The 25980-nt window shown below is 61.0% G+C and carries 24 protein-coding genes; 9 read left to right on the forward strand and 15 right to left on the reverse strand.

Annotated elements, in window-relative coordinates:
* Positions 1-31: 31 nt before the first annotated feature.
* The 5 genes from ABIE28_RS07205 to ABIE28_RS07225 all read left to right on the forward strand — a co-directional run bounded on the left by ABIE28_RS07205 (position 32) and on the right by ABIE28_RS07225 (position 5902).
* Positions 32-1705 (forward strand): ribonuclease J, encoded by a 1674-nt coding sequence (locus ABIE28_RS07205; protein WP_354061465.1) that lies wholly within the window; start codon positions 32-34, stop codon positions 1703-1705.
* A gap of 140 nt (positions 1706-1845) precedes the next feature.
* The gene (locus ABIE28_RS07210; protein WP_354061467.1) at positions 1846-2094 is read left to right on the forward strand and encodes a DUF1467 family protein; all 249 of its coding nucleotides are present in this window, start codon (positions 1846-1848) and stop codon (positions 2092-2094) included.
* A gap of 412 nt (positions 2095-2506) precedes the next feature.
* Entirely contained in the window at positions 2507-3856 is a 1350-nt protein-coding gene (gene proS, locus ABIE28_RS07215) for a proline--tRNA ligase (protein WP_354061469.1), read from the forward strand.
* Positions 3853-5223 (forward strand): ABC transporter permease, encoded by a 1371-nt coding sequence (locus ABIE28_RS07220; RefSeq protein ID WP_502913368.1) that lies wholly within the window; start codon positions 3853-3855, stop codon positions 5221-5223. Before proS ends, ABIE28_RS07220 begins: the two co-directional genes overlap by 4 nt.
* Positions 5216-5902, forward strand: a complete 687-nt coding sequence (locus tag ABIE28_RS07225) for an ABC transporter ATP-binding protein (protein ID WP_354061471.1) — start codon at positions 5216-5218, stop codon at positions 5900-5902. The genes ABIE28_RS07220 and ABIE28_RS07225 overlap by 8 nt, the downstream gene beginning before the upstream one ends.
* A 9-nt stretch (positions 5903-5911) precedes the next feature.
* Here the strand turns inward: ABIE28_RS07225 and ABIE28_RS07230 are convergent, their stop codons facing one another.
* On the reverse strand, positions 5912-6328 hold the full coding sequence (locus ABIE28_RS07230) for an HIT family protein (protein WP_354061473.1): 417 nt from the start codon (positions 6326-6328) through the stop codon (positions 5912-5914).
* Positions 6329-6411: 83 nt separating this feature from the next.
* Here ABIE28_RS07230 and ABIE28_RS07235 point away from each other — a divergent pair, with 83 nt between their 5' ends.
* Positions 6412-7422 carry a zinc-dependent alcohol dehydrogenase family protein gene (locus tag ABIE28_RS07235; RefSeq protein WP_354061475.1) on the forward strand — a complete coding sequence of 337 codons (1011 nt, stop codon included), beginning with the start codon at positions 6412-6414 and terminating at the stop codon, positions 7420-7422.
* On the opposite strand, the gene ABIE28_RS07240 is transcribed toward ABIE28_RS07235, so the two are convergent.
* Genes ABIE28_RS07240 through ABIE28_RS07270 form a run of 7 tightly spaced genes read right to left on the reverse strand, consistent with a single transcriptional unit; the run spans position 7423 to position 13454 of the window.
* On the reverse strand, positions 7423-8544 hold the full coding sequence (locus ABIE28_RS07240; protein WP_354061477.1) for a hypothetical protein: 1122 nt from the start codon (positions 8542-8544) through the stop codon (positions 7423-7425).
* 54 nt (positions 8545-8598) lie between these two features.
* Entirely contained in the window at positions 8599-9777 is a 1179-nt protein-coding gene (locus ABIE28_RS07245) for a GNAT family N-acetyltransferase (protein WP_502913369.1), read from the reverse strand.
* 18 nt (positions 9778-9795) lie between these two features.
* Positions 9796-10605, reverse strand: a complete 810-nt coding sequence (locus ABIE28_RS07250; protein ID WP_354061479.1) for an endo alpha-1,4 polygalactosaminidase — start codon at positions 10603-10605, stop codon at positions 9796-9798.
* Entirely contained in the window at positions 10583-11335 is a 753-nt protein-coding gene (locus ABIE28_RS07255; protein ID WP_354061480.1) for a glycerophosphodiester phosphodiesterase family protein, read from the reverse strand. Before ABIE28_RS07255 ends, ABIE28_RS07250 begins: the two co-directional genes overlap by 23 nt.
* A gap of 60 nt (positions 11336-11395) precedes the next feature.
* Positions 11396-11854, reverse strand: coding sequence for a RidA family protein (locus tag ABIE28_RS07260; RefSeq protein WP_354061482.1), 459 nt, complete (start codon positions 11852-11854; stop codon positions 11396-11398).
* Entirely contained in the window at positions 11851-13173 is a 1323-nt protein-coding gene (locus ABIE28_RS07265) for a DNA polymerase IV (protein WP_354061483.1), read from the reverse strand. Before ABIE28_RS07265 ends, ABIE28_RS07260 begins: the two co-directional genes overlap by 4 nt.
* Before the next feature lie 2 nt (positions 13174-13175).
* Positions 13176-13454, reverse strand: coding sequence for a DUF3572 family protein (locus tag ABIE28_RS07270; protein ID WP_354061485.1), 279 nt, complete (start codon positions 13452-13454; stop codon positions 13176-13178).
* Positions 13455-13553: 99 nt separating this feature from the next.
* On the opposite strand from ABIE28_RS07270, the gene ABIE28_RS07275 reads away from it, so the two are divergent.
* Complete coding sequence (locus tag ABIE28_RS07275) at positions 13554-13925, forward strand: response regulator (protein ID WP_354061487.1); 372 nt, start codon at positions 13554-13556, stop codon at positions 13923-13925.
* A gap of 91 nt (positions 13926-14016) precedes the next feature.
* Complete coding sequence (locus ABIE28_RS07280) at positions 14017-15387, forward strand: PleD family two-component system response regulator (protein ID WP_354061489.1); 1371 nt, start codon at positions 14017-14019, stop codon at positions 15385-15387.
* A gap of 396 nt (positions 15388-15783) precedes the next feature.
* Here ABIE28_RS07280 and rpmG read toward each other — a convergent pair whose 3' ends face one another.
* From rpmG to rnr, 3 genes are all read right to left on the reverse strand, one after another.
* Entirely contained in the window at positions 15784-15951 is a 168-nt protein-coding gene (rpmG, locus tag ABIE28_RS07285) for a 50S ribosomal protein L33 (RefSeq protein WP_056233989.1), read from the reverse strand.
* 93 nt (positions 15952-16044) lie between these two features.
* Complete coding sequence (locus tag ABIE28_RS07290) at positions 16045-16446, reverse strand: DUF983 domain-containing protein (RefSeq protein ID WP_354061491.1); 402 nt, start codon at positions 16444-16446, stop codon at positions 16045-16047.
* Positions 16446-18725 carry a ribonuclease R gene (gene rnr, locus ABIE28_RS07295; protein WP_354061493.1) on the reverse strand — a complete coding sequence of 760 codons (2280 nt, stop codon included), beginning with the start codon at positions 18723-18725 and terminating at the stop codon, positions 16446-16448. Before rnr ends, ABIE28_RS07290 begins: the two co-directional genes overlap by 1 nt.
* A 283-nt stretch (positions 18726-19008) precedes the next feature.
* Here rnr and ABIE28_RS07300 point away from each other — a divergent pair, with 283 nt between their 5' ends.
* Positions 19009-20052: a dipeptidase gene (locus ABIE28_RS07300; RefSeq protein ID WP_354061495.1), complete on the forward strand. Its 1044-nt coding sequence runs from the start codon at positions 19009-19011 to the stop codon at positions 20050-20052.
* Between the two features lie 526 nt (positions 20053-20578).
* Here the strand turns inward: ABIE28_RS07300 and ABIE28_RS07305 are convergent.
* The 4 genes from ABIE28_RS07305 to dprA form a co-directional block, all read right to left on the reverse strand.
* A complete protein-coding gene (locus tag ABIE28_RS07305; protein ID WP_354061497.1) occupies positions 20579-21280 on the reverse strand; it encodes a polysaccharide deacetylase family protein in 702 nt (233 codons plus the stop codon).
* A gap of 79 nt (positions 21281-21359) precedes the next feature.
* On the reverse strand, positions 21360-24047 hold the full coding sequence (topA, locus tag ABIE28_RS07310) for a type I DNA topoisomerase (protein ID WP_354061499.1): 2688 nt from the start codon (positions 24045-24047) through the stop codon (positions 21360-21362).
* 125 nt (positions 24048-24172) lie between these two features.
* Positions 24173-24754, reverse strand: a complete 582-nt coding sequence (locus ABIE28_RS07315) for an ankyrin repeat domain-containing protein (protein ID WP_354061501.1) — start codon at positions 24752-24754, stop codon at positions 24173-24175.
* A gap of 101 nt (positions 24755-24855) precedes the next feature.
* A complete protein-coding gene (dprA, locus tag ABIE28_RS07320; RefSeq protein WP_354061503.1) occupies positions 24856-25977 on the reverse strand; it encodes a DNA-processing protein DprA in 1122 nt (373 codons plus the stop codon).
* Positions 25978-25980 lie beyond the last annotated feature (3 nt).

A 25980-nucleotide genomic window follows, 5' to 3' on the forward strand; every position in this document is an offset into this window, starting at 1 on the left:
GGCGTTGCGCTCGAAAGGACTAAACTGACCCATGGCTAAAAACCAAAGGGATGAACTCGTCTTCGTGCCACTTGGCGGCGTCGGCGAAATCGGCATGAACATGGGCGCTTATGGCTTTGGCCCTGAGCGTTCGCGGAAGTGGATTGTCGTCGATTGCGGCGTGAGCTTCGGTGGGCCGGACCTGCCTGGCATCGAGTTGATCATGGCCAACCCCGAGTTTCTCGAGGAACGTGCCGATGACGTGCTGGGCCTTATTCTGACCCACTCGCACGAAGACCACTATGGCGCGGTGCTTGATCTGTGGCCCGGCTTTGAAAAGCCCGTGTTCTGCACGCCGTTCACTGCATCCATGCTGGCCGCAAAGCGGGCAGGAGATGGCATTGTCGAAAACGTCGACGTCACCATCATGCGCCCGGGCAAGCCGTTCGAGCTTGGCCCCTTCACCATCGAAGCGATCAACGTCGCGCACTCGATCCCTGAATCGAATGCGCTGCTGATTTCCACCCCAATCGGCCGCGTTCTGCATACCGGTGACTGGAAGCTTGATCCGACCCCAGTCGGCAATGCGCCAACCGATGTGGCCCGTCTGCAAAAGATTGGCGAAGACACCTCGACGCCGCTGGCCCTGATTTGCGACTCGACCAACGCGCTCAAGGACGGCGAAAGCCCGAGCGAAGCTGAAGTTGCTGCCAATCTGGCCGCGATGATCGCCGAGTCGCCAAACCGTGTTGCGGTCACGACATTCGCGTCCAACGTTGGCCGCGTCATCTCGATCGTTCGCGCTGCCGAAAAGGCTGGCCGTCAGGTGGTGATGTCTGGTCGTTCGCTGCACCGTATCACCGGCATTGCCCGCGAACTGGGCATGCTGGAAGGCCTGCCGCCGCTGCTCGATCAGGATGCCTATAAGAGCATCGCCCGCAACAAGATCGTGCTGATCTGCACGGGCAGCCAGGGCGAAGCCCGCGCCGCAATCGCCCGCATAGCGCGCGGCGATCACCCGGTGATCGATCTGACCGCTGGCGACCGCATGATCTTCTCTTCCTGGGCCATTCCCGGCAACGAGCGCGAAGTCATCGACATCCAGAACCTGCTGATCGACAAGGGCGTCGAAGTCATCACCCAGAACGATGGCCTTGTGCACGTCACCGGCCACCCACGTCGCGAAGAACTGCGTAAGCTCTATAGCTGGGTGAAGCCGCAGGTGTTGGTTCCGGTCCATGGCGAAGCCGTCCATTTGCAGGCCCACGCCAAGTTGGGCCGCGAAGCTGGTATCCCGACCGTGTGCGAAGCCCGCAACGGCGATCTTGTGCGCCTGTTCCCTGAGCCAATGGCATTCCCGCAGGAAGTGCGCACCGGCGAACTTTATCTCGATGGCCTCGTGCTCTGCACACCAGAGGAGTCGGGCGTCAAAGGCCGTCGTCGCTTGTCCTTCGGTGGGCATATTGTTGTCAGCCTCTGCGTTAATGGCAGCGGCCAGGTTGTCTCAGGTCCCGATCTAGTCGTTGAAGGCCTGCCCGAGACCGAGGACGAGTCGCTTGGAGATCTGGTGGAAGACACCATCGCCGGTGTCCTGAAATCCATGCCGCCCAAGCGCCGCAGCGATACCGAAGTTCTGAACTCGGCGCTGTTCAAGGCGATCCGGAACGAAGTGAACGCCTATTGGGGCCGCAAGCCCAACGTTTCGGTTTTCGTTCACCGCGTATAGCGGCGACGTGCCTCACCTTTTGGGTGCAGGCAGACCTGTCGAATTGCGAGGCTTAGGGTTATTATCGAGCCACAGCCTTGCGGTTCGACCGCACGCAGATGAGTCCATGACGGCGTGGACGGATCGGGAAAGGAACGCTCATGCAAATCGGTTCTATACTGGCGGTGTTCTTCGTCGTCTGGTGGCTGAGTTTCGTCGCCGTTCTGCCGATTGGCAATCGCAGCCAGGCCGAAGCTGGTCATGTCGTTGCCGGTACGGATCCGGCCGCGCCGGTAACGCCTCGCGTGCTGCTTCGGGCTCTGATTGCCACTGGCATTGCCATTGTGCTGACGGCTTTGCTGTTGTGGAGCCTCACCAACGAAACCCTCCATTATTACTGGAATCGCTAGTCCTGCCGTCAGGATGCCCAGCCGACCATCACCAGTTTCCTGGCGGCTTGTAAGCGCTAGTCATCTGTTCGCGTACGATGAGGTGGCGGTGGATGTCATCTTTTCGTCATCTCGAAACACTAAGACCGCGACAAACAAAAAAGCGGGGCACAAGGCCCCGCTAATATGAGTTTGATCGACAATACGCTGGTCTTAGGCACGCTATACAGCGGCAGCCAACGCTCCTCCCTTGACGTTGTCGACGTCCGGCGGTTTGTGACCGCCTGTGCTTTATTGCGTCGGACCCTAACAACAAGATTTGCACCTGTCACGCAGATTCTGCATGCCTTCCATGCTTGCATCGGATGGACGAGTAGGATTTGAGTGGGCATCAACAAAAGCCTTGAGTCGACGGACCTTTTCGGGAGTTCACATGCGCCTGTCTCGCTACTTTTTGCCGGTCCTGCGCGATGTGCCTAAAGAGGCCGAAATCGTCTCGCACCGCTTGATGCTGCGCGCCGGCATGATCCGCCAGCAGGCCTCTGGCCTCTATTCCTGGCTGCCGCTCGGCTATAAAGTACTGATGAAGGTACAAAAAATCATCGAAGAAGAGCAGAATCGCTCCGGCGCGATCGAGCTTTTGATGCCAACCATCCAGTCGGCCGATCTGTGGCGCGAGTCCGGTCGCTACGATGCCTATGGCAAAGAGATGCTGCGCATCGAAGATCGCCACGAGCGCGAATTCCTCTATGGCCCGACCAATGAGGAAATGATCACCGACATTTTCCGCACCTATGTGAAGTCCTACAAGGACTTGCCGCTGAACCTTTACCACATCCAGTGGAAGTTCCGTGACGAGGTGCGTCCGCGCTTCGGCACCATGCGCAGCCGCGAATTCCTGATGAAGGATGCCTATTCCTTCGATCTGTCCAAGGAAGCGGCCGTGCAGGCCTACGAGCGCATGTTCGTTGCCTATCTGCGCACCTATGCCCGCATGGGCCTGACCGCCATTCCGATGCGCGCCGATACCGGCCCTATCGGTGGCGATCTCAGCCATGAGTGGATCGTGCTGGCCGACACTGGCGAAAGCGCCGTGTTCTGCGACCGCCGCCTGCTCGAAAAGCCAATTCCTGCCCAGGACGTCGACTTCCGCGGCGACCTCAATCCGATCTTTCAGGACTGGACCTCGCTTTACGCCGCGACCGAAGACATGGTCGATATGGGAGAGTACGAAGCCGCTGTTCCAGAAGAACATCGTGTTTCTGCACGCGGTATCGAAGTCGGCCATATTTTCTACTTCGGCACCAAGTACTCCGAGCCCATGAAGGCGACCGTCACCGGTCCCGACGGCAAGGAAATCACCGTGCATATGGGCTCTTATGGTATCGGACCGACGCGTCTCGTGCCGGCCATTATTGAAGCCTTCCACGATGAGTCCGGCATTGTCTGGCCCGTCAGCGTTGCGCCTTTCGAGGCCGTGCTGATCAATCTTAAGGCCGGCAATGCCGCGTGCGACGCTGCGTGCGATGCGCTTTACGCCGAATTGAACGCGGCCGGGCTCGACATGCTCTATGATGATCGCGATCAGGGTGCGGGTGCAAAGTTCACCACGGCTGATCTGATCGGTATCCCATACCAGATCATTCTCGGACCACGTGGCCTTGCCAATGGCGAAGCCGAAATCAAGCACCGCAAGACCGGTGAACGCGAAACGTTGCCGATTGCCGACGCAGTGGCACGCCTCAAGAGCCTTATCGAACCACAGCGAAAGACTGACATTTGACCGACACGGCGCAGCCTGCACTGAATAAGGGCACGCGCGCCTTCTCGCGCTTTGAATGGATGGTCGCGGGACGATATCTGCGCGCCCGTCGCAAGGAGGCGTTCATTTCGGTGATCGCCAGCCTGACCATGGTCGGTGTTGCCATTGGCGTGGCGACGCTGATCGTCGTCATGTCGGTGATGAACGGCTTCCGCGCCGAATTGCTGACCAAGATTCTGGGTCTCAACGGCCACTTCACGGCCTATCCGATCGAGCGTGAGTTCACCGACTACCAAGAGACGATCGCGGCGATGCAGAAAATCGACGGCGTCGATTTCGCCGTCTATTTCGTCGAAGGTCAGGTGCTGGCGTCTGGTCGTGGCAGTTCGACCGGCGTCACCGTTCGCGGCATGGACGAAGAAAACATCAAGAAGCTCAAGCTGCTCTACAACGCCGCAAATCAGGGTGGTTGGGACCAGTGGGATGATAGCCGTGGCATCGCCATCGGCTACCGACTGGCACAGACCCTGGGCGTCTCGCTCGGCGATCAGGTGCAGATTATCAATCCTGATGGGGCCATGACCCCGTTCGGATCGACACCGCAGATCCGCTCCTATCCGGTCAATGTGATCTTCGATCTCGGCATGGTCGAGTTTGATAGCTTCTTCATGTACATGCCGCTCGAGCCGGCTCAAGACTATTTCAAGATGTTCGACGAGGTGCTGCGTCCGGGCTTTGGACCGCTGGACCCGCTGGCCAGCGATGCTGAAATCGACGCCGCCTATGAGCGCATCAATCGGGTGACGGCAGCTGAAGTGTTCATTAAGAACCCCGATGACGTTGCCCTTATGCGCGATCGGCTACAGGCCGATACGGAAATCCGCCCGCTGATTCTGACCGATTGGCAGCAGCGCAACGAGACCTTCTTCTCGGCGCTGCAGGTCGAGCGGGTAGTGATGTTCACGATCCTGTCGATGATTATCCTCGTCGCCGCGTTCAACATCATTTCCAGCCTCATCATGCTGGTGAAGGACAAGAGCTCAGATATCGCCGTGCTGCGCACCATGGGTGCCACACGCGGCTCGATCATGCGCATCTTCTCAATCACCGGCACCACTATCGGCGTGATCGGCACGTTGAGCGGCACCATTCTTGGATTGATCGTTGCGGCCAATGCCGAGCCGCTGCGGGCCTTTGTGTCCAATACGCTCGGCGTCGCAATCTTCCCCCCGGAAGTGTTCTTCCTGTCGTCGCTGCCATCCAAGACCGACCCTATTGAGGTCACTGTCGTGGTTTGCCTGGCGCTTGGGCTGAGCTTCCTTGCTACGCTTTACCCGGCCTGGCGCGCCGCCCAATATGATCCAGTCGAGGCCCTGCGCTATGAGTAAGCCACATCTGGTTCTGACCAACGTTCACCGCCACTATGGCGAAGGCGACAAGGTCGTCCGCGTTCTCGAATCCGCCAATCTTACGGTGGCGAGCGGCGAGCTGGTCGCTCTGGTCGCTCCATCGGGCGCCGGAAAATCGACGCTACTGCATCTGTCGGGCCTGCTCGAAAGCCCGCAGGGTGGTGAGATCGAGATCATTGGCATCAAGACCAGCAAGCTTGGGGATCGCGGCCGCACGCAACTGCGCCGCTCGACCGTTGGCTATGTCTATCAGTTCCACCACCTGCTGCCAGAGTTCACTGCGCTCGAGAATGTTTCGATGCCGCAGCTGATCGCCGGCAAGTCGCAGCAGGAAGCCGACAAGCGTTCGATGGAATTGCTGGATCTGCTCGGTGTGGCGCCACGCGCCAGCCATCGTCCGGCCGAGCTTTCGGGCGGCGAGCAGCAGCGTATCGCCATTGCCCGCGCTGCAGCCAACCATCCCAAGGTTATTCTGGCTGACGAACCGACCGGCAATCTTGATCCGGAAACCAGCGATATCGTCTTTGGCGCGCTGGCCAACCTGATCAAGAATGAGGGCGCTGCCGCCCTCATAGCCACCCACAATCACGATCTGGCCCGTCGCGCGGACCGTATCGTGACGCTCAAGGGTGGTCTCGTTATCGACCACGAACTCTAGGAGCGGCGCTTAGAGCGCCGCTGCAATGTCCTTGGCCAATACGGCCAGTTCGGCATCGTCAGCCTTGCCGCCGCCGTGGGCGCCCAGCGCCACGCCGTCATAGACGGGAATGATGTGGAAATGCAGGTGGAACACTGTCTGCCCGGCCGGTGCTTCGTTGAACTGGGCCAGCCGAATGCCATCTGCGCCCGTCACACCCTTCACAGCCTTCGCCACCCGTTGAACCAGTGGCATCACGGCCGATAGCGCCGCCGGATCAGCGTCCAAAAGGTTACGCGAGGCGGCCTTTGGGATCACCAGTGCGTGGCCGCGCGACTGCGGGAAAATATCCAGCATCACGATAGCGGTATCGTCCTCATAGACCTTGTGCGCCGGCAGTTCCCCGCGCAGGATCTTGGCGAAAATATTGCTGGAATCGTAGGTCATGGCACCCTCTGTTTGCTGTTGCCCAGACCTAGTACCAGCATGCCCGAAAGCGCAAGCTTGTCCGGGCACTATGGGAGGATCAAATGCGGGCAGTTCGGCTGGAAGACATCGGGCACATGGCGATGCGCGAGGTGGACAAACCCAAGGCCGGACCGGGCGAAGTCCTCGTTCGCGTTGAGGCCGCCGGTATTTGCGGCTCCGACCGCCACATGTTCAAGGGCGAGTTCCCCACCGGGCGCCCGGTGACGCTGGGGCACGAATTCTGCGGTATCGTTGAATCCATCGGTGATGGCGTCTCGCGATTCTCGGGCGGTGAACGCGTTACGGTCGATCCCAACATCTCATGCGGCGTATGTAGTTCGTGCCGCCGTGGCCGGCCCAATCTCTGCGCCAGTCTCACCGCTATCGGTGTGTTCCGTGACGGTGGCTTTGCCGACTATGTCGCAGTGCCGCAGCGGCAGGCATTCCTCCTGCCAGCTGATCTCAATCCCGTGCATGGTGCCTTCAGCGAGCCGCTGGCCTGCTGCCTGCATGCCCTGGACATTGCCCGCATCAAGCCCGGCGATAGTGTTGCCGTGCTCGGTGGCGGGGTCATTGGTCTGTTGATGGTGCAGCTCGCTCGTCTGGCCGGGGCGGGGCAGGTGATCCTGGTCACGCGCCAGAAGGCACGTCGTGACCTGGCGCTGCAGATCGGCGCGTCGTTGGCGTTCGACCCCTCTGGCGAGGATGCCGTGGCCGCAATTCACGATGCCACTGATGGTGGCGTCGATGTGGTGCTCGAATGTGCCGGTGTGCCCGAAACCCTGCGCGACGGCTTGCGCATGGTGCGGCCGGGTGGCGCGTTCGTGCTGTTTGGCGTAACGCCCGCTGGCGTTGAGGTGCCGATCACGCCCTTTGACATGCTGGTGCGCGAAATCCGGCTTGAAGCGGCCTATCTCAATCCGCTGACCCATGCCCGCGCGGCCAAGATGGTGACCAGCGGCGTGCTGGAACTGGATCGTCTTATTACCCGCACCATCGGGCTCGATCAGGTCGCGTCCGTTGTCGGCTCCGCGCCAGAGCAGGGCGAGATCAAGGTGATCGTGCGGCCCTAGCTATTCGGCCGGCGCGTCCTGCGTTTCGGGCTTCTGGAAGTAGCGGAAGCGGAAGAAATTGAGGAAGGCCAGGCCGGTAAAGGTAACCGGCACGTAGCGGAAGCCGCGGCGGATAAAGAACAGTGCGATCTTTACCGCCGTCTCCGCGCTCATCGCGCCCTTGCCCATGGCTGAGGTGAAGGACGACGGCACGATGTGGCGGTAGATCAGCGCGTCGGAGCGATAAAACTCGCGGGCGCGCAGGGCAAAGGCCCGCTTGGATGCCGAATAGTCCTTGAGCTCGTCCATGCCCATATCGCCGTGGAACTCGACCTCCGAGCCCAGCGCCCAGACTTCGGGTGGCGCCAGACGGGTCTTGCCGATCTCAGTGAACAGTTCGGTCAGTTCGCGGAAAGTGACATTGTTGGCGTTCCAGCAATCGTCGCTCTTGGCGCCGTGCGACAGGATCAGGACATCGGCGTTTTCCAGCTTTGTACGCATCGCTTCGTAATTGTCCGGGGTGAAATCGACGCCGGACTTGGCTGTTTCGACAATGCCGCCCAGCTTGGTGAGCTTTTTGACCATGGCGGAACCGAAGGCGCCGCTGGCGCCAGTAACGAGGAAGCGACGGCCTTCAATCTGGCAGGATTTGCCGAAGATCAGGTCGAATACATTGGCGAATGACGAGAAGAAATTGTGCGGATAGACGTGATGCATGGCGTGGTAATTATTGTCTACCCACAGCATGTTCTGCTGCCCGCCGACGCGATCCATCGACATGTGATTGTAGTCGAGGCCTTCTTCCTTGAGCGTCATGACCAGCATGAAAGTGCGGACCACGGCGACTGCCGCGATCGGCGCCCATGGGAAAACCAGCAGGAAAATCAGCGTGCCGAGCATCGAGGTCAGGTATTCGGGCAGCACGTGGAACCAGATATTGGCCCGCGCATAGGCCGGGTTGATCTGCATATCGAGGCCGAGGAATTTGTGGTGCACCCAGTGCCACGACGAGAACTTCCGCAGCAGCGGATTGCTCGAGCCTTCCCACTTGTGCAGCGTCCAGTGCAGCGCGTCGAACAGCGCCGTTGAGACCACGAATACAAGCACGGCTTGCAGGATGAAAACGACAATGTCCCAGATCATGGGTCCCTACATAAAGCTGTTGGGAGGTCGGTGGAAGTGCGTTAGTGCCACGGCTTAGCGATCGGTGCGCTCACCCTTGCGGAATGGGGTGAACTCTTCGAGCATTTCCTGATTGCGCTCCACGGAGCGGCGCTCCTGCTCCAGATAGTCCGCGACAGCGCTGCGCAGGCCGGGATGGGCTATCCAGTGGACGGAATAGGTGGAGGAGGGGGCGTAGCCCCGCGCCAGCTTATGTTCGCCCTGTGCGCCTGCCTCGACGACTGCCAGCTTGTGTTCGATGGCGTAGTCGATGGCCTGATAATAGCAGAGCTCGAAATGGAGGAACGGCACGTCGCGCGTACAGCCCCAGTTGCGGCCGAAGATGCGATCCTTGCCGACGAAATTGATGGCGCCGGCAATTGGCGTGGGCCCGTCATAGGCCAGCATCAGCACGATGCGGTCAGCCATGGTCTCGTTGAGGCGTGAGAAGAATTCGCGGTTAAGATAGGGGCGGCCCCATTTGCGGGCGCCGGTGTCCTCGTAGAAATCGTAGAATGCGTCCCAATGGTGCTCCTTGAGGTCCGCACCTGACAGCCACCTGACGGTCAGCCCATCGGAGAGCGCGTCGCGCCGTTCGCGGCGGATGGTCTTGCGCTTGCGCGATGACAGGGTTTCGAGGAATTCCTCGAAGCTAACAAAACCCTCATTGTGCCAATGGAACTGAGTATCGACGCGCCGCAGCCAGCCATCGGCTTCGATTTCGGCAGCTTCGGCTTCGGGCACAAAAGTTGCATGTACGGATGAGGCTTCGCGCTGTGTCGCGAGTTGCTGGGCGGTCGACAGTAGAGCGGCCCTGATGGCCGGATCACCGGATGGCACCAACAGCTTTGGCGCAGTGGCAGGGGTGAACGGCACAGAGCATTGCAGCTTGGGGTAATAGCTGCCGCCGGCACGCTCAAGCGCGTCGGCCCAACCGTGGTCGAACACATATTCGCCCATGGAGTGGGTCTTGAGAAACAGCGGCATCAGGCCGAGTGGCGTGCCGGCGTCGTCGCTCAGCAGAATGTGCTGCGGCCGCCAGCCGGTGCGGCCCGTGGCACAGCCCGATTCTTCCAGGGCCAGGAAAAACGCATGGTCCAGAAACGGGTTATCGGTACGCCCATCGGTGGATGGCACAAGCGAATTCCACGTCTCAGCAGGGATGCTGGCCGTGGTGGGGTGGATGGTGGCGCGAAGTGTGGGCTGGTCAGCCAAGGGAAGTCCCGGCGCGGGTCAACAGGTCTGATAGAAATAGGACGGTTCGCCCGACATTGTAAGGTTGCGGTCGCGTCGTATCACGGAGATTTTGCTGCCGCGTGCTTCGCAGGCCGTTTCGAAATAGGCGGCGTCAGTATCGGTGTATTCGATTTCCAGCACATGGGCGCCGAACACGTCGGTGTACTCACCGCACTCGTCATAGACTTGGCATGATTCCACGATGGCAAAATCGAAGCCTGCAGCCTTGCCGCGGTCGCCGAGTTCGGCGCCATTCTTCTGGCCGAAAGCCAGCCCGAGCGAATGGGCAAAGCGCGCCAGGTCGGCGGCATAGGACAGATTGTCGTCAAGCTTGAGCGCGCCGTCTGAGCGCGAATAGGTATCGAGGTTGTCGGCTTCGATGGCTTGGTATCCGTCCGTGGCACATTTCGCGATCCAGCCGCTGACGATGCCGAACAGTGCCGCACGCTTTTGCGGTGTGCTGGTGTCGAGCAGGATTTCGCCGGGCCAGTTTGGGTCTTCGAAGAGCTTGCCAGATGGGTCTTTCAGCAGGAGGTCGGCATGCTCGCCCCTCCACAAATCCAGCTCCTGCGGCTGGGTCTGGAAGGCGTTGATGTAGCAGATGTTGTAGAGCCCCGGCACGGCGGGCTCAGCGCGATCGCGGCTGAGGGTGGTTACGCCTTCCGGTGGCGGATAAGCGCCGCCCAGCTGGGAATCATATTGGCCTCCGGCCGGTGGCGGCGACACTTCCACGGCGTGGACTGGCGCCACCCCGAGCAACGCCAGCGCTATCAGCGCCCAAAACTTACGCAGGATCGAAGCCTTCAAAGACGATCTGATCAACAAATGGCCGGGCCGCGTCGGCTTCTGCTGCTGACTTGATGGTCCAGGCCGTTACTGGCTTGCCGAGCGCACGCCAGAAGATGATGGCGGGGAGCTGCAGCGCGTTCTTGTCACAGGAAATGAAATCGAACTGGGTTTCGTGCCAATGCAGCAGATGCCGCAGGGTGTAGCGCTGGTTTTCGGTGAGGTAGGTGTCTTCGGCGGGATCGGCAAAATCATAGGTGATGATGCCGCGTGGACCGGTGAAGCCAAACTGACGGATCGCCGTCAGCAGGTTTGGATCAAACGATTCTATGGTGACCGGGCCGTCATAGCCCTTGAGCGCTTCGGCAACGGCGCGGGCCAGCAATTGGGTGCCCGTCGCGTCGCGCTGGTGCTTGAGCTCGATCTGCAGCAGTGCGCGACCAGCGATCTGCGACAGGAACGCCCCGAACCGCTGTGGGCAGTCGCCAGCGGCGCTGCCGAGCAGTGGGGTGGACGTGATGTCGGCTGCGGTCACATCGGCTACCGCGCCGCCTTTGCCCAGTAGGCGCTTCATGTCGTCGTCGTGGAAAACAACCGGCACGCCGTCGCTGGTCAGTTGCACGTCGCACTCGATGGCGAAGCCGCCGGTAATGGCGGCCTCGAAGGCGCTCGCTGTGTTTTCGATCACGCCCGCGGCGCTGTTATGCAGGCCGCGATGCGCGATCGGATTTGGAAACAGGGCGTCGGTCATGCTGGCCTCGTCATAGTTGAGACGCCTCAATGACATCGGATTGTGACAGTGGCGTTGCGCCTAGACTTCGATAACCGCGTCGATTTCGACGGCGGCACCAAAGGGCAGGGAGACGACGCCGAAGGCCGCGCGGGCATGTTTGCCCTTGTCGCCCAGCACGCCAACCAGCAGGTTCGAGCAGCCATTGGCCACCAGGTGCTGTTCGGTAAATTCAGGTGTCGAGGCCACAAGGACCGTCACCTTGAGCACGCGCTTGATGTCTTCGAGTGGTACGCCGCCGATATGAACGACCTGGGACAAAATGTTGACCGCTGCCAGTTCGGCAGCATTGCCGCCCTGGACGACATTCATGTTGTCGCCGAGCAGTCCGGTGACCACGCCATTTGCTTCGGCTGAAATCTGGCCGGAGACATAGAGGATGTTGCCGGACCGGGCCACGGAAACGTAGCTGGCCACAGGTGCCTTTGGCGCTGGCAGTTCATAGCCATATTCACGGAGCTTTTCGATCGGACTGGTCATCTGGTCTTGCCTTCGTTCTGGTCGTCTTGTTCTGCCGGCTGCGGAGCCGGCTTGTGTTTGTATAGCTTGCCGCGCACCACAGCCTCTCGGCCAAAACGGGTACGCACGCGGTCCATGGCCCGCTCTGCGGCGGCCTTGCGGGCGATGGCCGGCTCCAGCAAGTCTGCCGGATCACTGCCGTCGGCCATATCGATACCCGAAACTCCGATTCCAATCAGCCGGAAAGCGGTGCCGTCGACCTCGCGTTGCAGCAGTGAAAGGCCGTTTTCGTAAATCACATTGGCCAATTGCGTCGGGATCATCAAATGCCGAGCGCGTGTGCGCAAGCGGAAACCCGCCGATTTGAGTTTGAGCGTCACCGTGTCGCCCACGACATTCTTGGCTTTCAGCCGCTCGGACAGGCGTTCGGTGACATTGAGCAGCTCGGTGGAGAGGGCATCGAGCGAGCTGATGTCGGTGTTGAAGGTGGTTTCCGAGGAGATGGTTTTCATCTCGCTGTCGGAGGAGATTCGGCGGCTATCCTCGCCGCGCGACAGGCGGGCCAGCCTTGCGCCGGTTTCGCCATAGCGGCGCATCAGGTTTTCCGGCGGTTCGTCCTGCAACTGACCGATGGTGACGAGGCCATCCTTGCGCAGGGTTTCGGCGAAGACCTTGCCGACACCGTAGATCATGCTGATCGGCTTGGGCGCGAGGAAGGAAATGGTTTCGGCGGCGCCGATCACCGCGTAGCCGCGGGGCTTGTCGAGGTCGGAGGCGATCTTCGCCAAGAACTTGTTGTGGCTCAGGCCCACGGAAATGGAGACGCCGAGTTCGGTCTCGATGGTCTTGGAAAAGCGGGCCAGTACAAGGGCAGGGGGCGCCTTGTGCAGCGCCTGGGTGCCCGCCAGGTCCAGGAAGGCCTCATCGAGCGACAGTGGCTCCACCAGCGGCGTCAGCGCATCCATGTGCTGGCGAATCTGGCGGCTGACGGCAACGTATTTGGCCATGTTCGGTTTGATGACCACGGCGTCCGGGCACAGCTGCAGGGCCTTGAACATCGGCATGGCCGAGCGGACGCCGGATTGGCGGGCGATATAACAGCAGGTCGAGACAACACCGCGTACGCCTCCACCGATGATCAACGGCTTGTCGCGCAGGCTTGGATCGTCCCGCTTTTCAACCGAGGCGTAGAAGGCATCGCAGTCGACATGGGCCGTGGTGAGCGCGAACAGCTCTGCATGGCTGCGCAAGCGCGGCGAGCCACATTTAGGGCAGCGGCGCGGCACGACGGGGCTGGTCCCGTGCGCAATGCAATCGCGGCAGAGCCAGTCGGCCGACATGGTTACCCCGCCGGGTTGAGCCGATACCAGACCCGCATGAACTGCTCCGGCGACATGCCAGAGTTCGCGCAGAAAGCGAGTAGAATCGGTTCGTTTGAGGCAAAGTAATCCACGAGCCCGCGTTGCAGCGCGGGCGATCCGACAGAGCGACGAAGGGCTTCGGGATCAAGACCGGCATGCTGCATGAAAGACAGCAATTCTTCCGGGTTTTCGGCCAGATAGCCAAGGCATGCCTCGGCCAGTGGAGCGACAGAGTGTTCGATAGTTTCTGAACGCGGCACTGCCCAGCCTCATTTGGTGTTTTGTAAGAGATTCAATGGTAGCTGAATGGGGCGGCAAAGCGAAGCGTCGCCAGCGCCTGAAGGCGCGAGGAAGGACAAATGCCCAAGACTGTTATGATCGTTGAAGACAATGAGCTCAATATGAAGCTCTTCAACGACCTGCTCGAATCGCGCGGCTACTCGGTGATCCAGACCCGTAACGGTATGGAAGCGCTCGATCTTGCGCGTGCCCATCAGCCTGATTTGATTCTGATGGACATCCAGCTGCCAGAGGTTTCCGGCCTTGTCGTCACCAAGTGGCTCAAGGACGACGACGACCTGGCCCACATCCCCGTAATCGCCGTTACGGCGTTTGCCATGAAGGGCGATGAGGAGCGGATTCTGCAGGGCGGCTGCGAGGGTTACATAAGTAAACCAATCTCGGTGCCTCACTTTCTGGAAACTATTGCACGCTACATTGGCCCTGCCTGAGCCAGTAGAGACAGTTTAACTGCTTTCCTGATCGGCCGAACGATACCGACGGTAGACGCCGTCGGCCGTCGCACAGATTTCGGGGCTTACAGTGACTGCACGCGTACTGATCGTTGATGATATTCCAACCAATGTCCGGCTGCTCGAAGCGCGGCTGACTGCGGAATATTATGACGTCGTCACGGCCACATCTGGGCCCGAAGCGCTGGAAATCTGCCAGAATTCGGATGTCGACATCGTCCTGCTAGACGTGATGATGCCCGATATGGACGGCTTTGAAGTGTGCCGCCGTCTCAAGGCGAACCCCAAAACCCATCATGTGCCAGTCCTGATGGTCACCGCGCTCGATCAGCCATCTGATCGGGTGAAGGGCCTGGAAGTGGGCGCCGACGATTTCCTGACCAAGCCGGTCGATGACATGCAGCTAATGGCGCGTGTCAAAAGCCTGGTGCGTCTCAAGTCCCTCACCGACGAACTGCGCGCCCGCGCCATGACCGGCCAGCAGATCGCCATCGAGGACGCCATCCGCGCGATGGACAATATCAACACCGCCGGTGGTTCGATTCTCATTGTCGATACCGACCAGCGCCACGCCGAGCGCATCAAGAGTTATCTCACACCTGAACACGATGTGGATATCTTGACCCAGCCGGCCGACGCCGTGTTCCAGGTGACCGGCGCGCATTACGAGCTGGCACTGATCGCGATGTCGCTGACGGACTTCGATCCGCTGCGGGTTTGCTCGCAGATCCGCACGCTCGAGCATACACGCAATCTGCCGATCATTCTGATGGCCGACGAGGGGGACAAGCCGCGCGTGGTTCGCGCGTTGGATCTGGGCGTCAACGATTTCATCAGCCGTCCGGTTGAGCGCAATGAGCTGGCCGCACGCGTCCGCACGCAGATTCGCCGGCAGCGCTATGCGCTCGAGCTGCGCCAAAGCGTCAACAATACCATGGCGTTGGCCGTGACCGACGACATGACTGGCCTCTACAACCGTCGCTATTTTGACCGGCACCTCGGTGTGATGCTGAGCAAGGCACAGAGCCAGGAGCGCGACATGGCGCTGATGATTCTGGACATTGATCACTTCAAGTCGGTCAACGACACCTATGGCCACGATATCGGCGATGCGGTGCTCAAGGAATTTGCCGCACGGCTCAAGCGCAACATTCGCGGCATTGATCTGGCGTGCAGATTCGGCGGCGAGGAGTTCGTGGTGCTGATGCCCGATACCGACTACCAGCAGGCGGAAATGGTGGCCGAGCGGGTGCGGCAGTCGATCTCTGACCGTTCCTTTGAGGTCAATGCAGTGCGGCCGCTGTCGGTCACAGTGTCCGCTGGTGTGACGCTCAACGAGAGCGCAACCGATACGCCGGAATCGCTGATCAAGCGCGCCGACGTGGCTCTCTATCGCGCCAAGCGCGAGGGTCGAAACCGGGTGGTTTTCGACGCGGCATAAATCCTGCGCAATTGGATGCGTTAGGGTTATCTGTTATAATTAACAATGCTTTACCAGGCGGAGACGCCGGGAAATCCTTGAGTTTTTGAGGCTGAGGCGTAGGTTGCCCTCAACACCACGGCGCTGCCCGACAGGGCGGCAGTCGACGGTTCCCTACGGCTTCTCTCAGGTCCGCCGCAACTCCTGAGTCCCGTAGGGCGGTTGGTCCGGACGCGGACAGAGTGGCCTCTTCGACATGCCGCTCCGGACCAGCCACTCATCACCGCTTTGACGCCGAATTGGCTAACACATTGTTAGCATCGAGTGTCACCAGTTTCCCGCTCCCGTCACAGAGCAACAAAAAACCCCGCATCGATGATGCGGGGTTTTTCGATTTCGTATCGAGAAGGCGCCAGATTACTTGATCTTGGCTTCCTTGAACTCGACGTGCTTGCGCACAACCGGATCGTACTTGTTGTACGAGAGCTTCTCGGTCTGGGTGCGGGCGTTCTTCTTGGTGACGTAGTAATAGCCAGTATCAGCCGTCGACACGAGCTTGATCTTGACGGAAGCGGCTTTGGCCATTTGTCAGTCCTCATAAAAGCGAAGGCGCCGCGGATTCCCCGGCGCCGGAATTTGGGCGCAAACTACGGATTTGCGCTCGAATGTCAAGCCAGATCAGTCGATCTGGCCGGTACCGAAGCCATACATGTGGTTGGCCCACTGCAGGCCGACGATCGAACCCTTGATCGAGGGCAGCATTGCCAGCGGCATGATCACGGCCAGCGGCACCATGGTGTAGAGGTAGGTCAGCGGATTGACGTGCCAGACCATTTCCATGTGCATCATGACAAGGATCAGGATGTGGCCGACAATGGTGATGGCAATGTATGGCGGGAAGTCATCTGCGCGGTGCAGATTGAGCTGTTCGCCACAGACCGAGCAATTATCAGCAACCTTGAGGTAGGCGCGGAACATCTTGCCCTGGCCACAGTGCGGGCACTTGCAAAGAGTGCCTCTCCACATCGCCTGACCGACGCTGCGCCTTTCGAGTTGCTTGGCCTTGCCTTCCATCTTCATCACCTCTTTTTGCGGCCCTTGGGGCCATACGACCTAGATGGGCGCTTTGAGCTGCGGCGACCAGATGACGGATTGCCGCGTGTGCCTTCGGACAGCAGCTCAAACCGCAGCGCCCCGGCAACCGGAGCGGCTTCGAGTAGCCGGACGGTTACGCGATCGCCGAGGGTGAACTTTTCGCCCGTGCGCTCGCCAATCATGGCCTGCTGGTCTTCGGTGTAGCGATAATAATCTTCGCCTAGCGTCGAGGCCGGGATGAAGCCATCGGCGCCGGTCTCGAGCAGCCTGACGAAGAGGCCCGAGCGGGTGACGCCAGAAATGCGGCCCTGGAAGTTGGCGCCGATCTTGGTGGCGAGGAACTGGGCCAGCAGACGGTCTGAGGTTTCGCGCTCGGCCATCATGGCGCGGCGTTCGGTGGCCGAGATGTGCTGGGCGATGCCCTGCAGCTTGACCGCTTCGTTTTCGGTCAGCCCGTCGTCGCCAAAGCCGAGTGCCCTGATCAGCGCCCGGTGGACGATGAGATCGGCATAGCGGCGGATCGGCGAGGTGAAGTGGGCATAGCGCTGCAGGTTGAGGCCGAAATGGCCGATATTGACGTTGTCGTAGATCGCCTGCGCCTGACTGCGCAGCACCATCTCGCTGACCTGCTCGATATTGCCGGCCTTGCGGGCCTGGCCGAGAATGCCATTGAAATCGCTGGCGCGGACGGCGTCGGACTTCTTAATCGAAATATCGAGCGAACCGAGGAAATCGCGCAGGGCCTGCAGTTTCTCGGACGATGGAACATCGTGGACGCGATAGAGCAGGGGCGTGTTTTTTTCTTCGAGCGTTTCGGCGGCCGCAACGTTGGCCGCGATCATCATTTCTTCGATCAGCCGATGGGCGTCGAGACGCTCTGGAATCCGGATGTCTTTGACGAGGCCCTTGTCGTCGAGCACGATCTTGCGCTCGGGAAGGTCGAGGTCGAGCGGTCCACGCTGATCACGAGCCTTCGCCATGACCGCGTAAGCGGCATAGAGCGGCTTGAGGATAGGGGCGAGGAGCGGACCCGTCTTGTCGTCGGGATTGCCGTCCACGGCCTCCTGAGCCTGTTGGTAGCTCAGCTTGGCGGCCGAGCGCATCAGGATTCGATGGAAGCTGTGGCTGCGCTTGCGGCCATCGGCGCCATAGACCATGCGGACGGCGAGCGCCGCGCGCGGTTCGCCTTCCTTGAGCGAGCACAGCTCGTTTGAAATGCGCTCGGGCAGCATGGGGACGACACGGTCGGGGAAATAGACCGAGTTGCCGCGAAGGTAAGCTTCGCGATCCAGCGGGGTGCCGGGGCGCACATAGGCGGCGACGTCGGCGATGGCGACGGTGACGATATGGCCGCCTTCATTGGCGGCGTCTTTGTCCGGTTCGGCATAGACCGCGTCGTCGTGGTCCTTGGCATCGAACGGGTCGATGGTGATGAGCGGCACGTCGCGCCAGTCTTCACGGCCCTTGAGGGTCGCTTCCCTGGCCTCTTCGGCTTCGCGGATCACCGATTGCGGGAAGGTATAGGGGATTTCGAGGTTGTGGATGGCGATGAGGCTAACCGCGCCTTCCGACATCGGATTGCCGATGACGGCGGTGACCTTGGCGCGTGGAATCATCAGGCGGCCGGAGAGTTTGACCTCGACTTCGACGAGATCGCCTTCGGCAGCGGTGAGCAAATCCCCAAGCGGGATGCGCATTTCCTTTTGCTTGCGGTCGACCGGAATGAGGCGGGCGCCGTCTTCGTCCATGCGGACAATGCCGATCTGGCCGCGACGCGGCTTGTCGAGAATCTTCATTGCCTTGGCGGTGTAGAACGGCACTTCGGCGTCGCCGGCATCGATGCGGGCCAGAATACGATCGCCGGGCGCCGGCACGACGCGGGCGTCGCGGCCACCGAGCACGAGGACGCGGGGCTTTTCGCCTTCTTCGTCATTCCACTGCGATGGGAAAGCATGCAGGTGATCGGGATCGGCGTCGCTCGGAATATCGAGCACGGTCACAAGGGGTAGGGCAGCGGTGCGGCGCAGCGCCTTGCGGGTGCGCGTGATGACGCCTTCACCCTCAAGCTCGGCGAGCATGGCCTTGAACGGCCGCCGCATATCGCCGCGAATGCCGAACACCTTTGCAAGATCGCGCTTGCCCTTGATGTCGGACTGCTGGGCGAGTGCTTCGAGCAACTGTTCGCGGGTGGGAAGAGTATCGGCGCGCGGTGTCGTGGCGCGACGTGGGCCGGATGTGTTTTTTGGTTTTGTTGGCTTGGCCATAAGAAATTTTCGTTTGAGTTGATTGATATGTAGGGGATGGCGGGCAGTTTGCCAAATTGGGTGGTGGGGCCGGGGGCACGCTCTCGTGGTTCGAGGGTCGCTGCGCTCCCACCTCACCATGAGGGCTACTGTTGATGCGGTGCCAAAGTAGACCTCATGGTGAGGTGCGAGTTCTTCGCTAGCCTCGAACCACGAGGGCGTGGCGCTCGATTTCACCCTGCCTCTTGAGGCGCGGGGTGGGAGGGGGTTCTATCGGCGCTCTGATAGTGAGACTGATTCCCCCATGACCATTCCCTTCTTTGACGGCCACAATGACACGCTATTGCGACTGCTTGGCGTAGAGGGGCCCGACAAGGATCGCGCCTTTATCGAGGGTGGCGTGGGTGGGCACATTGATCTGCCCAAGGCGAAGGCTGCGGGCATGGCGGGCGGGTTTTTCGCGATGTTTCCGCCGCCGCTGAAGGGAACTTTGGCGAGCGTGTCGGGGAGTTCGGCGCTCGATCCCAACCTCCCGCCGGAGCTGGCGCAGAGCGATGCGCTGACACCCACAAACGGCATGGCGTCGATAATGTTCCGCCTGAAACGCGCTGGCGCTTTGGCCGTGTGCCGGACGGCGGCCGAGGTGCGCGCCGCGACTGCTGCGGGCACGCTGGCGGCGATATTCCATATCGAGGGGGCCGAGGCCATCGACACCGACTTCCGGTCGCTGGACGTGCTTTATGCGGCGGGGCTCCGCTCGGTCGGCATCGTCTGGAGCCGGGCCAATGCGTTCGGTACCGGCGTTCCGTTCCGTCACAATGTCGATCCCGACATTGGCCCTGGGCTGACCGATGCCGGCAAGGAGCTGGTGCGTGTCAGCAATCGTCTGGGCGTGATGATCGACCTGTCGCATCTCAATGCGGCGGGTTTCCGCGATGTGGCGGCAATCAGCGACAAGCCGCTGGTCGCCACGCACTCCAACGTCCACGCCATCAGCCCGCATGCGCGCAATCTGGTGGATTGGCAGCTGGCCGCCATCCGCGAGAGTGGCGGTATCGTCGGGCTGAACTTTGCCACCGGCTTTTTGCGCCCCGATGGCAAGTTTGTTGCCGATACCGAACTCGACCTGATGGTGCGCCATGTCGATGCGCTGGTGGAGGCACTGGGCGAGGATGGCGTGGCGCTGGGCAGCGATTTCGACGGGGCTCAGGTGCCGACGGTGATCGGCGACGTCACCGGCGTGCCAAAGCTGCTGCAGGCGCTGCTCGACAAGGGTTATGGCGAGGCGCTGGTGCGCAAGATCGCCATGGGCAACTGGCTTTCGATGATCGAACGGACCATCGGCTAGCGCGGCGGGGCGTCAAGCCCTGCCAAAGGACTAGCGCATAACATTGGCTTGACCAAACAAGCCATTGAAACGCCTCAAACTGCGGCGATCTGGGGGGCGAGCGCAAGCTCGTTTCGTTTTCACCAATGTTACAGCTTCCGATCCGTGAGGTCGCGAAGCCAGGAGGTTTTTCATGCCCGCCCTTAGGCTCTGTCAGTCATGCGCTGGACCCCGGCCACGTGCCGCCGTTCGTTGCCCATGGTGTTTGGCAAGCTACGAAGCGCCACGTCGCGTTCCCGAACACCTGTTTGCGGCCGCTGACGGCGAGAAAGGCATGGAAACCCAAGGCCGACCATCACCTGCGCGTCTGCACGTCTAGCCAGACCAAAGGCCCATCGCCTTGGCAGTCGTTTTGGCCATGATGGCTGTAGCGGCGCGTCGGTGACAACCGGCGCGTTGCCAGCCAAAGCGCCGATTAGCCCCGGCGCAGGTTTCCTGAACACTCACCCCGGCCTAACAGCCGGGGACTTTTGCGATCAAGCCTGCTCTAGCGCAGATCGCCGAGACGAACGAACTGGTAACCGTGCTGTTTCAGGAACAGCAGGCCACGGGCAACGCCGTCGCCGGCGGCTTTGGTGGGCTGGTTGATATGGGCGATCAGCACGTCGCCGTCCTTGGCCGATTTGACCATGGCTTCGGCCTTGTCAGCTGAGGCCGTCGCGCCGAAATCGGCGTTGAGCGAAAAGCCCGCAATATTGAAACCAAGCTTGCCGATTTCGTCCATGGCGTCGGGCGTATAGAGTGCGGTGGCGCCACGGAACCAGGTCGGCGTGGTGCCGAAGGCGGTCTGGATCGCCTGTGAGCCGCCGAGCACTTCGTCATCCACCGCAACCAGAGTACCCGCCGGCGTGATGCCATAGGGTTTTTCGGTGCCGGTTACGGCCGGCACGTGATTGCGGCCGTGGTTTTCGATGTCGAACAGATCGGGGTGCTTGGCGATAACCGCAATGGTTTCGGGATTGTTGTGCAGCCAGCGCTCGGTGACGAACAGCGTAACCGGGATTTTTTCGGTCAGCAGCAGATTGAGAATGCGTGTGTCGATGCTGCCCATACAGGCGTCGAGCGTGATGGCGACGCGCGGGCCGCCATCGGATTTCGACAGGTGCAGCGACGGCTCCTGCCACGGTGCAGCAGAAACTGATCCGATGCCTGCGCAAAGCAGGGCGCAGGCCAGCAAGAAAGCACGCATGGATCATTCCTCTCGAACCGAGAGGAGATTTACGCCGCCCAATGGTTTGCGCAAGCCCTGATCGGGCTTGCAGCAATTGCTAGAACGGCACGTCTTCGTCAGACACGACCTTCTTGGGTGCAGCCTTTTTCGCTGCCGGCTTTTTGGCGGCTGCGGTTTTGGTCGCGGTGGTCTTTGCCGCGGTGGTCTTGGCAGCAGCCGGTTTCTTGGCAGCAGCCGGTTTCTTGGCGGCAGGCTTTTTGGCTGCGGCCTTTTTCGCCGGAGCCTTTTTGACCTTGGTGCCTGTCGCTTCAGCGCGGGCAGCTATCCAGGCGACGGCCTGTTCGACCGTCACCGCCTCAGGCGCGACATCCTTGGGGATGGTGGCGTTGAGCTTGCCCTGATTGACGTAGGGGCCATAGCGGCCGGCGCGGACGGTGATCGGGCCGCCGTCATGCTCGAAGGTCTGGATGGCGGCAACAGCCGCACCGCCACCGCGCTTGAAGCCACCGGCCGCCTTTTGGGCGATCAGATCGACGGCGCGATTGATGCCGACGGTGAAGACTTCTTCGACATCGGGCAGGTTGGCGTATTTGCCATCGTGCAGGATGAAGGGGCCATAGCGACCCAATCCGGCAGAGATGGGGAGCTGTGTTTCAGGATGCAAGCCCACTTCGCGCGGCAGGGACAACAGCTTGAGCGCTGATTCCAGCGTCATGGTGCCCGCTTCCCAGCCCTTTGGAAGGGACGAGCGCTTGGGCTCCTTGCCATCGCCGAGCTGGACATATGGACCAAAACGGCCGGACTTGAGGTGAACCTCTTCGCCCGATTCCGGATCGGTACCCAGGACGCCGTCACCGGCTGCGGCTTCGCCCGACTGGCCATTGGCCGCGTCGGAAAGCTGCATGGTGTGCTTGCACTCTGGATAGTTCGAGCAGCCGATAAAGGCACCGAACTTGCCGAGCTTCAGCGATAGCTGGCCGGTGCCGCATGTAGGGCACTTGCGTGGATCGGAGCCATCTTCCTTGGGCGGGAAAATGCGGCTGGCGAGGGCGTCGTTGAGCGCGTCGAGCACTTCAGAGACACGCAGGTCCTTGATTTCCTCGGTGGCGGCCGTGAAGTCGCGCCAGAAGTCGCGCAACACGGTCTTATATTCAAGCTCGCCGGCAGACACCTGATCGAGCTGCTCTTCAAGACCCGCAGTGAAGCCGTACTCGACGTAGCGGTTGAAGAAGTTTTCGAGGAATGCCGTAACGATGCGGCCGCGATCTTCGGGGTGCAGCGCCTTGCCTTCAAGGCGGACATAGTCGCGGTCCTTGAGGGTGGTCAGCGTGGCGGCATAAGTGGACGGACGACCGATGCCGAGCTCTTCCATCTTCTTGATCAGGCTCGCTTCGGTGTAGCGGCTTGGCGGCTGGGTGAAGTGCTGTTCGATTTCGACAGCCTGCAAAGCCGGCTTGTCGCCAACGGCCATTGGTGGCAGCTCGCGATCATCCTCGTCCTCGGTGTCTTCATCGGATTTGGCTTCGACGCCCCAGAGCTTGAGGAAGCCGGGGAAGGTGACGACCGAGCCGACGGCGCGCAGTTCAACGGCGCGGCCGGGGACGTTGACGGCGATATCGACCGTGGTGCGGTCGATCTCGGCCGACTTCATCTGCGACGCAAGCGTGCGGCGCCAGATCAGGCCATAGAGCTTGGACTGGTCGGCATCGAGATGGAGCTGCTCGGGGCGCTTGAACATATCCGTGGGACGGATTGCTTCGTGCGCCTCCTGGGCGTTCTTGGCCTTGGTCTGGTAGATGCGGGCTTTTTCGGGGAGGTATTCTTCGCCGAAATATTTGCCGATCACCGAACGGGCCATGGCAATGCCTTCAGGCGCCATCTGCACGGCGTCGGTACGCATATAGGTGATGAGACCGTCTTCGTAGAGACGCTGGGCGATCTGCATGGTGCGCGATGGTGAAAGGCCAAGGCGCGACGACGCATCCTGCTGCAGGGACGAGGTGGTGAAAGGCGCATAGGGATTGCGCTTGGTCGGCTTCTTTTCGACCGACGACACATTGAATTGGCCAGCCTCGATGAGCTTTTTCAGCTCGGCAGCGTTTTCGCCGGTCTTGATGTCGAGCTTGTCGGTCTTTTTGCCATCGACCGAGAACAGGCGGGCGAGGAAGCTCTTGCCGGACTGGGCCAGCTTGGCTTCGACGGACCAATATTCATCGGCCTTGAACTTTTCGATCTCGGCTTCGCGATCGGACACCAGACGCAGTGCCACCGACTGCACGCGGCCAGCCGAGCGGGAGCCCGGCAGCTTGCGCCACAGGATGGGGGAGAGCGTGAAACCCACCAGATAGTCGAGTGCGCGGCGCGCCAGATAGGCATCGACCAGCGGCATGTCGATATCGCGCGGTTTGGCCATCGCGGCGGTGACAGCATCCTTGGTGATGGCGTTGAACACCACACGCTGGACGGTCATGTCCTTCTTGATCGATTTTTTGGCCTTGAGCACGTCGAGGACGTGCCAGGAAATCGCTTCACCTTCGCGGTCAGGGTCGGTTGCGAGGATCAGGCCGTCGGCGCCCTTGAGCGCGTTGGAGATATCGCTCAGGCGTTTCTTGGAGGCCGTATCGACCTCCCAGGACATGGCAAAATCTTCGTCTGGACGAACCGAACCATCCTTGGCCGGCAAATCGCGGACGTGGCCGAAGGAGGCCAGGACTTCATAACCTGAACCCAAATACTTGTTGATTGTCTTGGCTTTAGCCGGACTTTCAACGACAACGACCTTCATGGAGTACCCGTTCCGCAACGCTTGGTGAGAAGTGGCGCAACATGGTGAAGCCCGTTGGCGGTGTCAACGGGCTCGCGAGCGAAGTCGGCCTCCTCCCCAAAGGGGAGAGATTTCTGCACAGTGATTTAGGGTGTCAGCAGCGCCGCGATGGCGTCATAGCCGCGCTCGGTGGCGTGCTCATGGGCGGTGACGCCATTGCCATCGGGGATTGCCGGATCGGAACCGCCTTCGAGCAGCGCCGTGACGATGCGCTGATAGACCTCGCTGCCATCGCCCAGAATCACGGCTTCCATCAAGGCGGTCCAGCCGAGATTGTTGATGTGGTTGGGATCAACGCCTGCCGCGAGCAGCACCTGGACGGTTTCGAGATGCCCGCGTTCGGCGGCCGGGATCAGCGCGGTGCCGCCGAAGCGATTGCGGGCCTCGAGGTCTGGGCCGTGTTCGAGGATGAGTTTGAGAATGTCCAAGCGCCCGCGTGCGCCGGCCAAGAGGAATGGACTGTCATTGATACTGTCCTTGGCGTTGACGTCGGCCCCGGCGGCCAGCAGCAGGCGCGCGGCGGCGACATCGTTCTCCCAGACAGCGACCAGCAGGGCGGTCTGCCCCTCACCATTGCGCTGATCGGGATTGCTGCCCGCCTCAAGCAAAGCGGAGAGGGTTTGATGATCGCGCTGGGTTACGGCGGTGAGGACATCGGCTTTAGCCATCGCGACACTCCCGAGAAGAAGCAACACGGCAATAATGGAACGCACGGCATTGTCCTCCAAACCCTGAGTTGAGTTTGGCACAAACTGCGGGCCGAGAGGATTCACTGATACTTGAGCGCCACCAGCTGGCCGCTGGACCATTCGATAGATCCGGCCAGATCGAGTTCGAGCAGCAGCATCTGCATGGCCGAGACGGTGAGGCCCGACTGGCGGATGAGTTCGTCGACTTCGACCGGCGTGGAACTGAGCGCCGACAGCAGGCGGGATTTGTCGTCTTCGCTGGGCGGTGGGGCATCGGGCGTCAGATCGGGTTCCCAGTCGCGGTCAAACAATGCGCTGCGGGCTGGGTCGGCGCTGCCAAGGGTTTCGATAATGTCCTCGGCATTGGTGATGAGCTTGGCGCCTTGCTGGATCAGCGCATTGCCACCCTCGGCGCGCGGATCGAGCGGGGAGCCGGGCACGGCGAAAACATCGCGGTTTTGCTCAAGGGCGAGGCGGGCGGTGATCAGCGAGCCGCTGCGCTTGGCGGCTTCCACCACGACAATGCCGAGTGATAGACCGGAAACCAGTCGGTTACGCCTTGGGAAATCGCGGGCGCGGGGTTCCCAGCCGAGCGGCATTTCGGTCAGCAAGGCGCCGCCATTATCGAGAATGTCGTGGGCGAGGGGGATGTTTTCGTCAGGGTAGATCTTGTCGAAGCCGCCAGCCAGGACGGCAATGGTGCCGGTGGTGAGGGTGGCGCGGTGGGCGGCGGTGTCGATGCCGCGCGCGAGGCCGGAGACGATTGTGTAGCCGCGCTCTCCGAGATCGGTGGCGAGCAGGCGGGTCATCTTGATGCCCGCCGAGGACGCGTTGCGGGCGCCGACAATGCCGACGGTGCGCTGCCAGTCCAGATTGGCGCCGCCTACCATGGTGAGCAGGGGCGGCGATGCGGGGATGTAATTGAGCAGCTGCGGATAGTCGGGCTCGCCGGTGGCCACCATGCGGGCGCCATAGTGTGACAGCCCGGCCAGTTCGTCTTCGGCTGCAGATTGGCTGGTGATGCGAATCGGCTTGCCGGTGCGTTTGAGCAGGTCGGGCAGGGCATCGAGCGCCGCCTCGGCCGAGCCGAAGCGGTTGAGCAATTGGCGAAAGGTGGCGGGGCCGACATTGTCTGTCCGCAGCAGGCGAAGCCAGGCGGTGCGTTGCGCGTCAGTCAGTGTGGCAGCCAGAAAAGCTGCCACAGG

Origin of the sequence: Devosia sp. 2618, from assembly GCF_040546815.1 — a bacterium.
Lineage (GTDB): Bacteria > Pseudomonadota > Alphaproteobacteria > Rhizobiales > Devosiaceae > Devosia.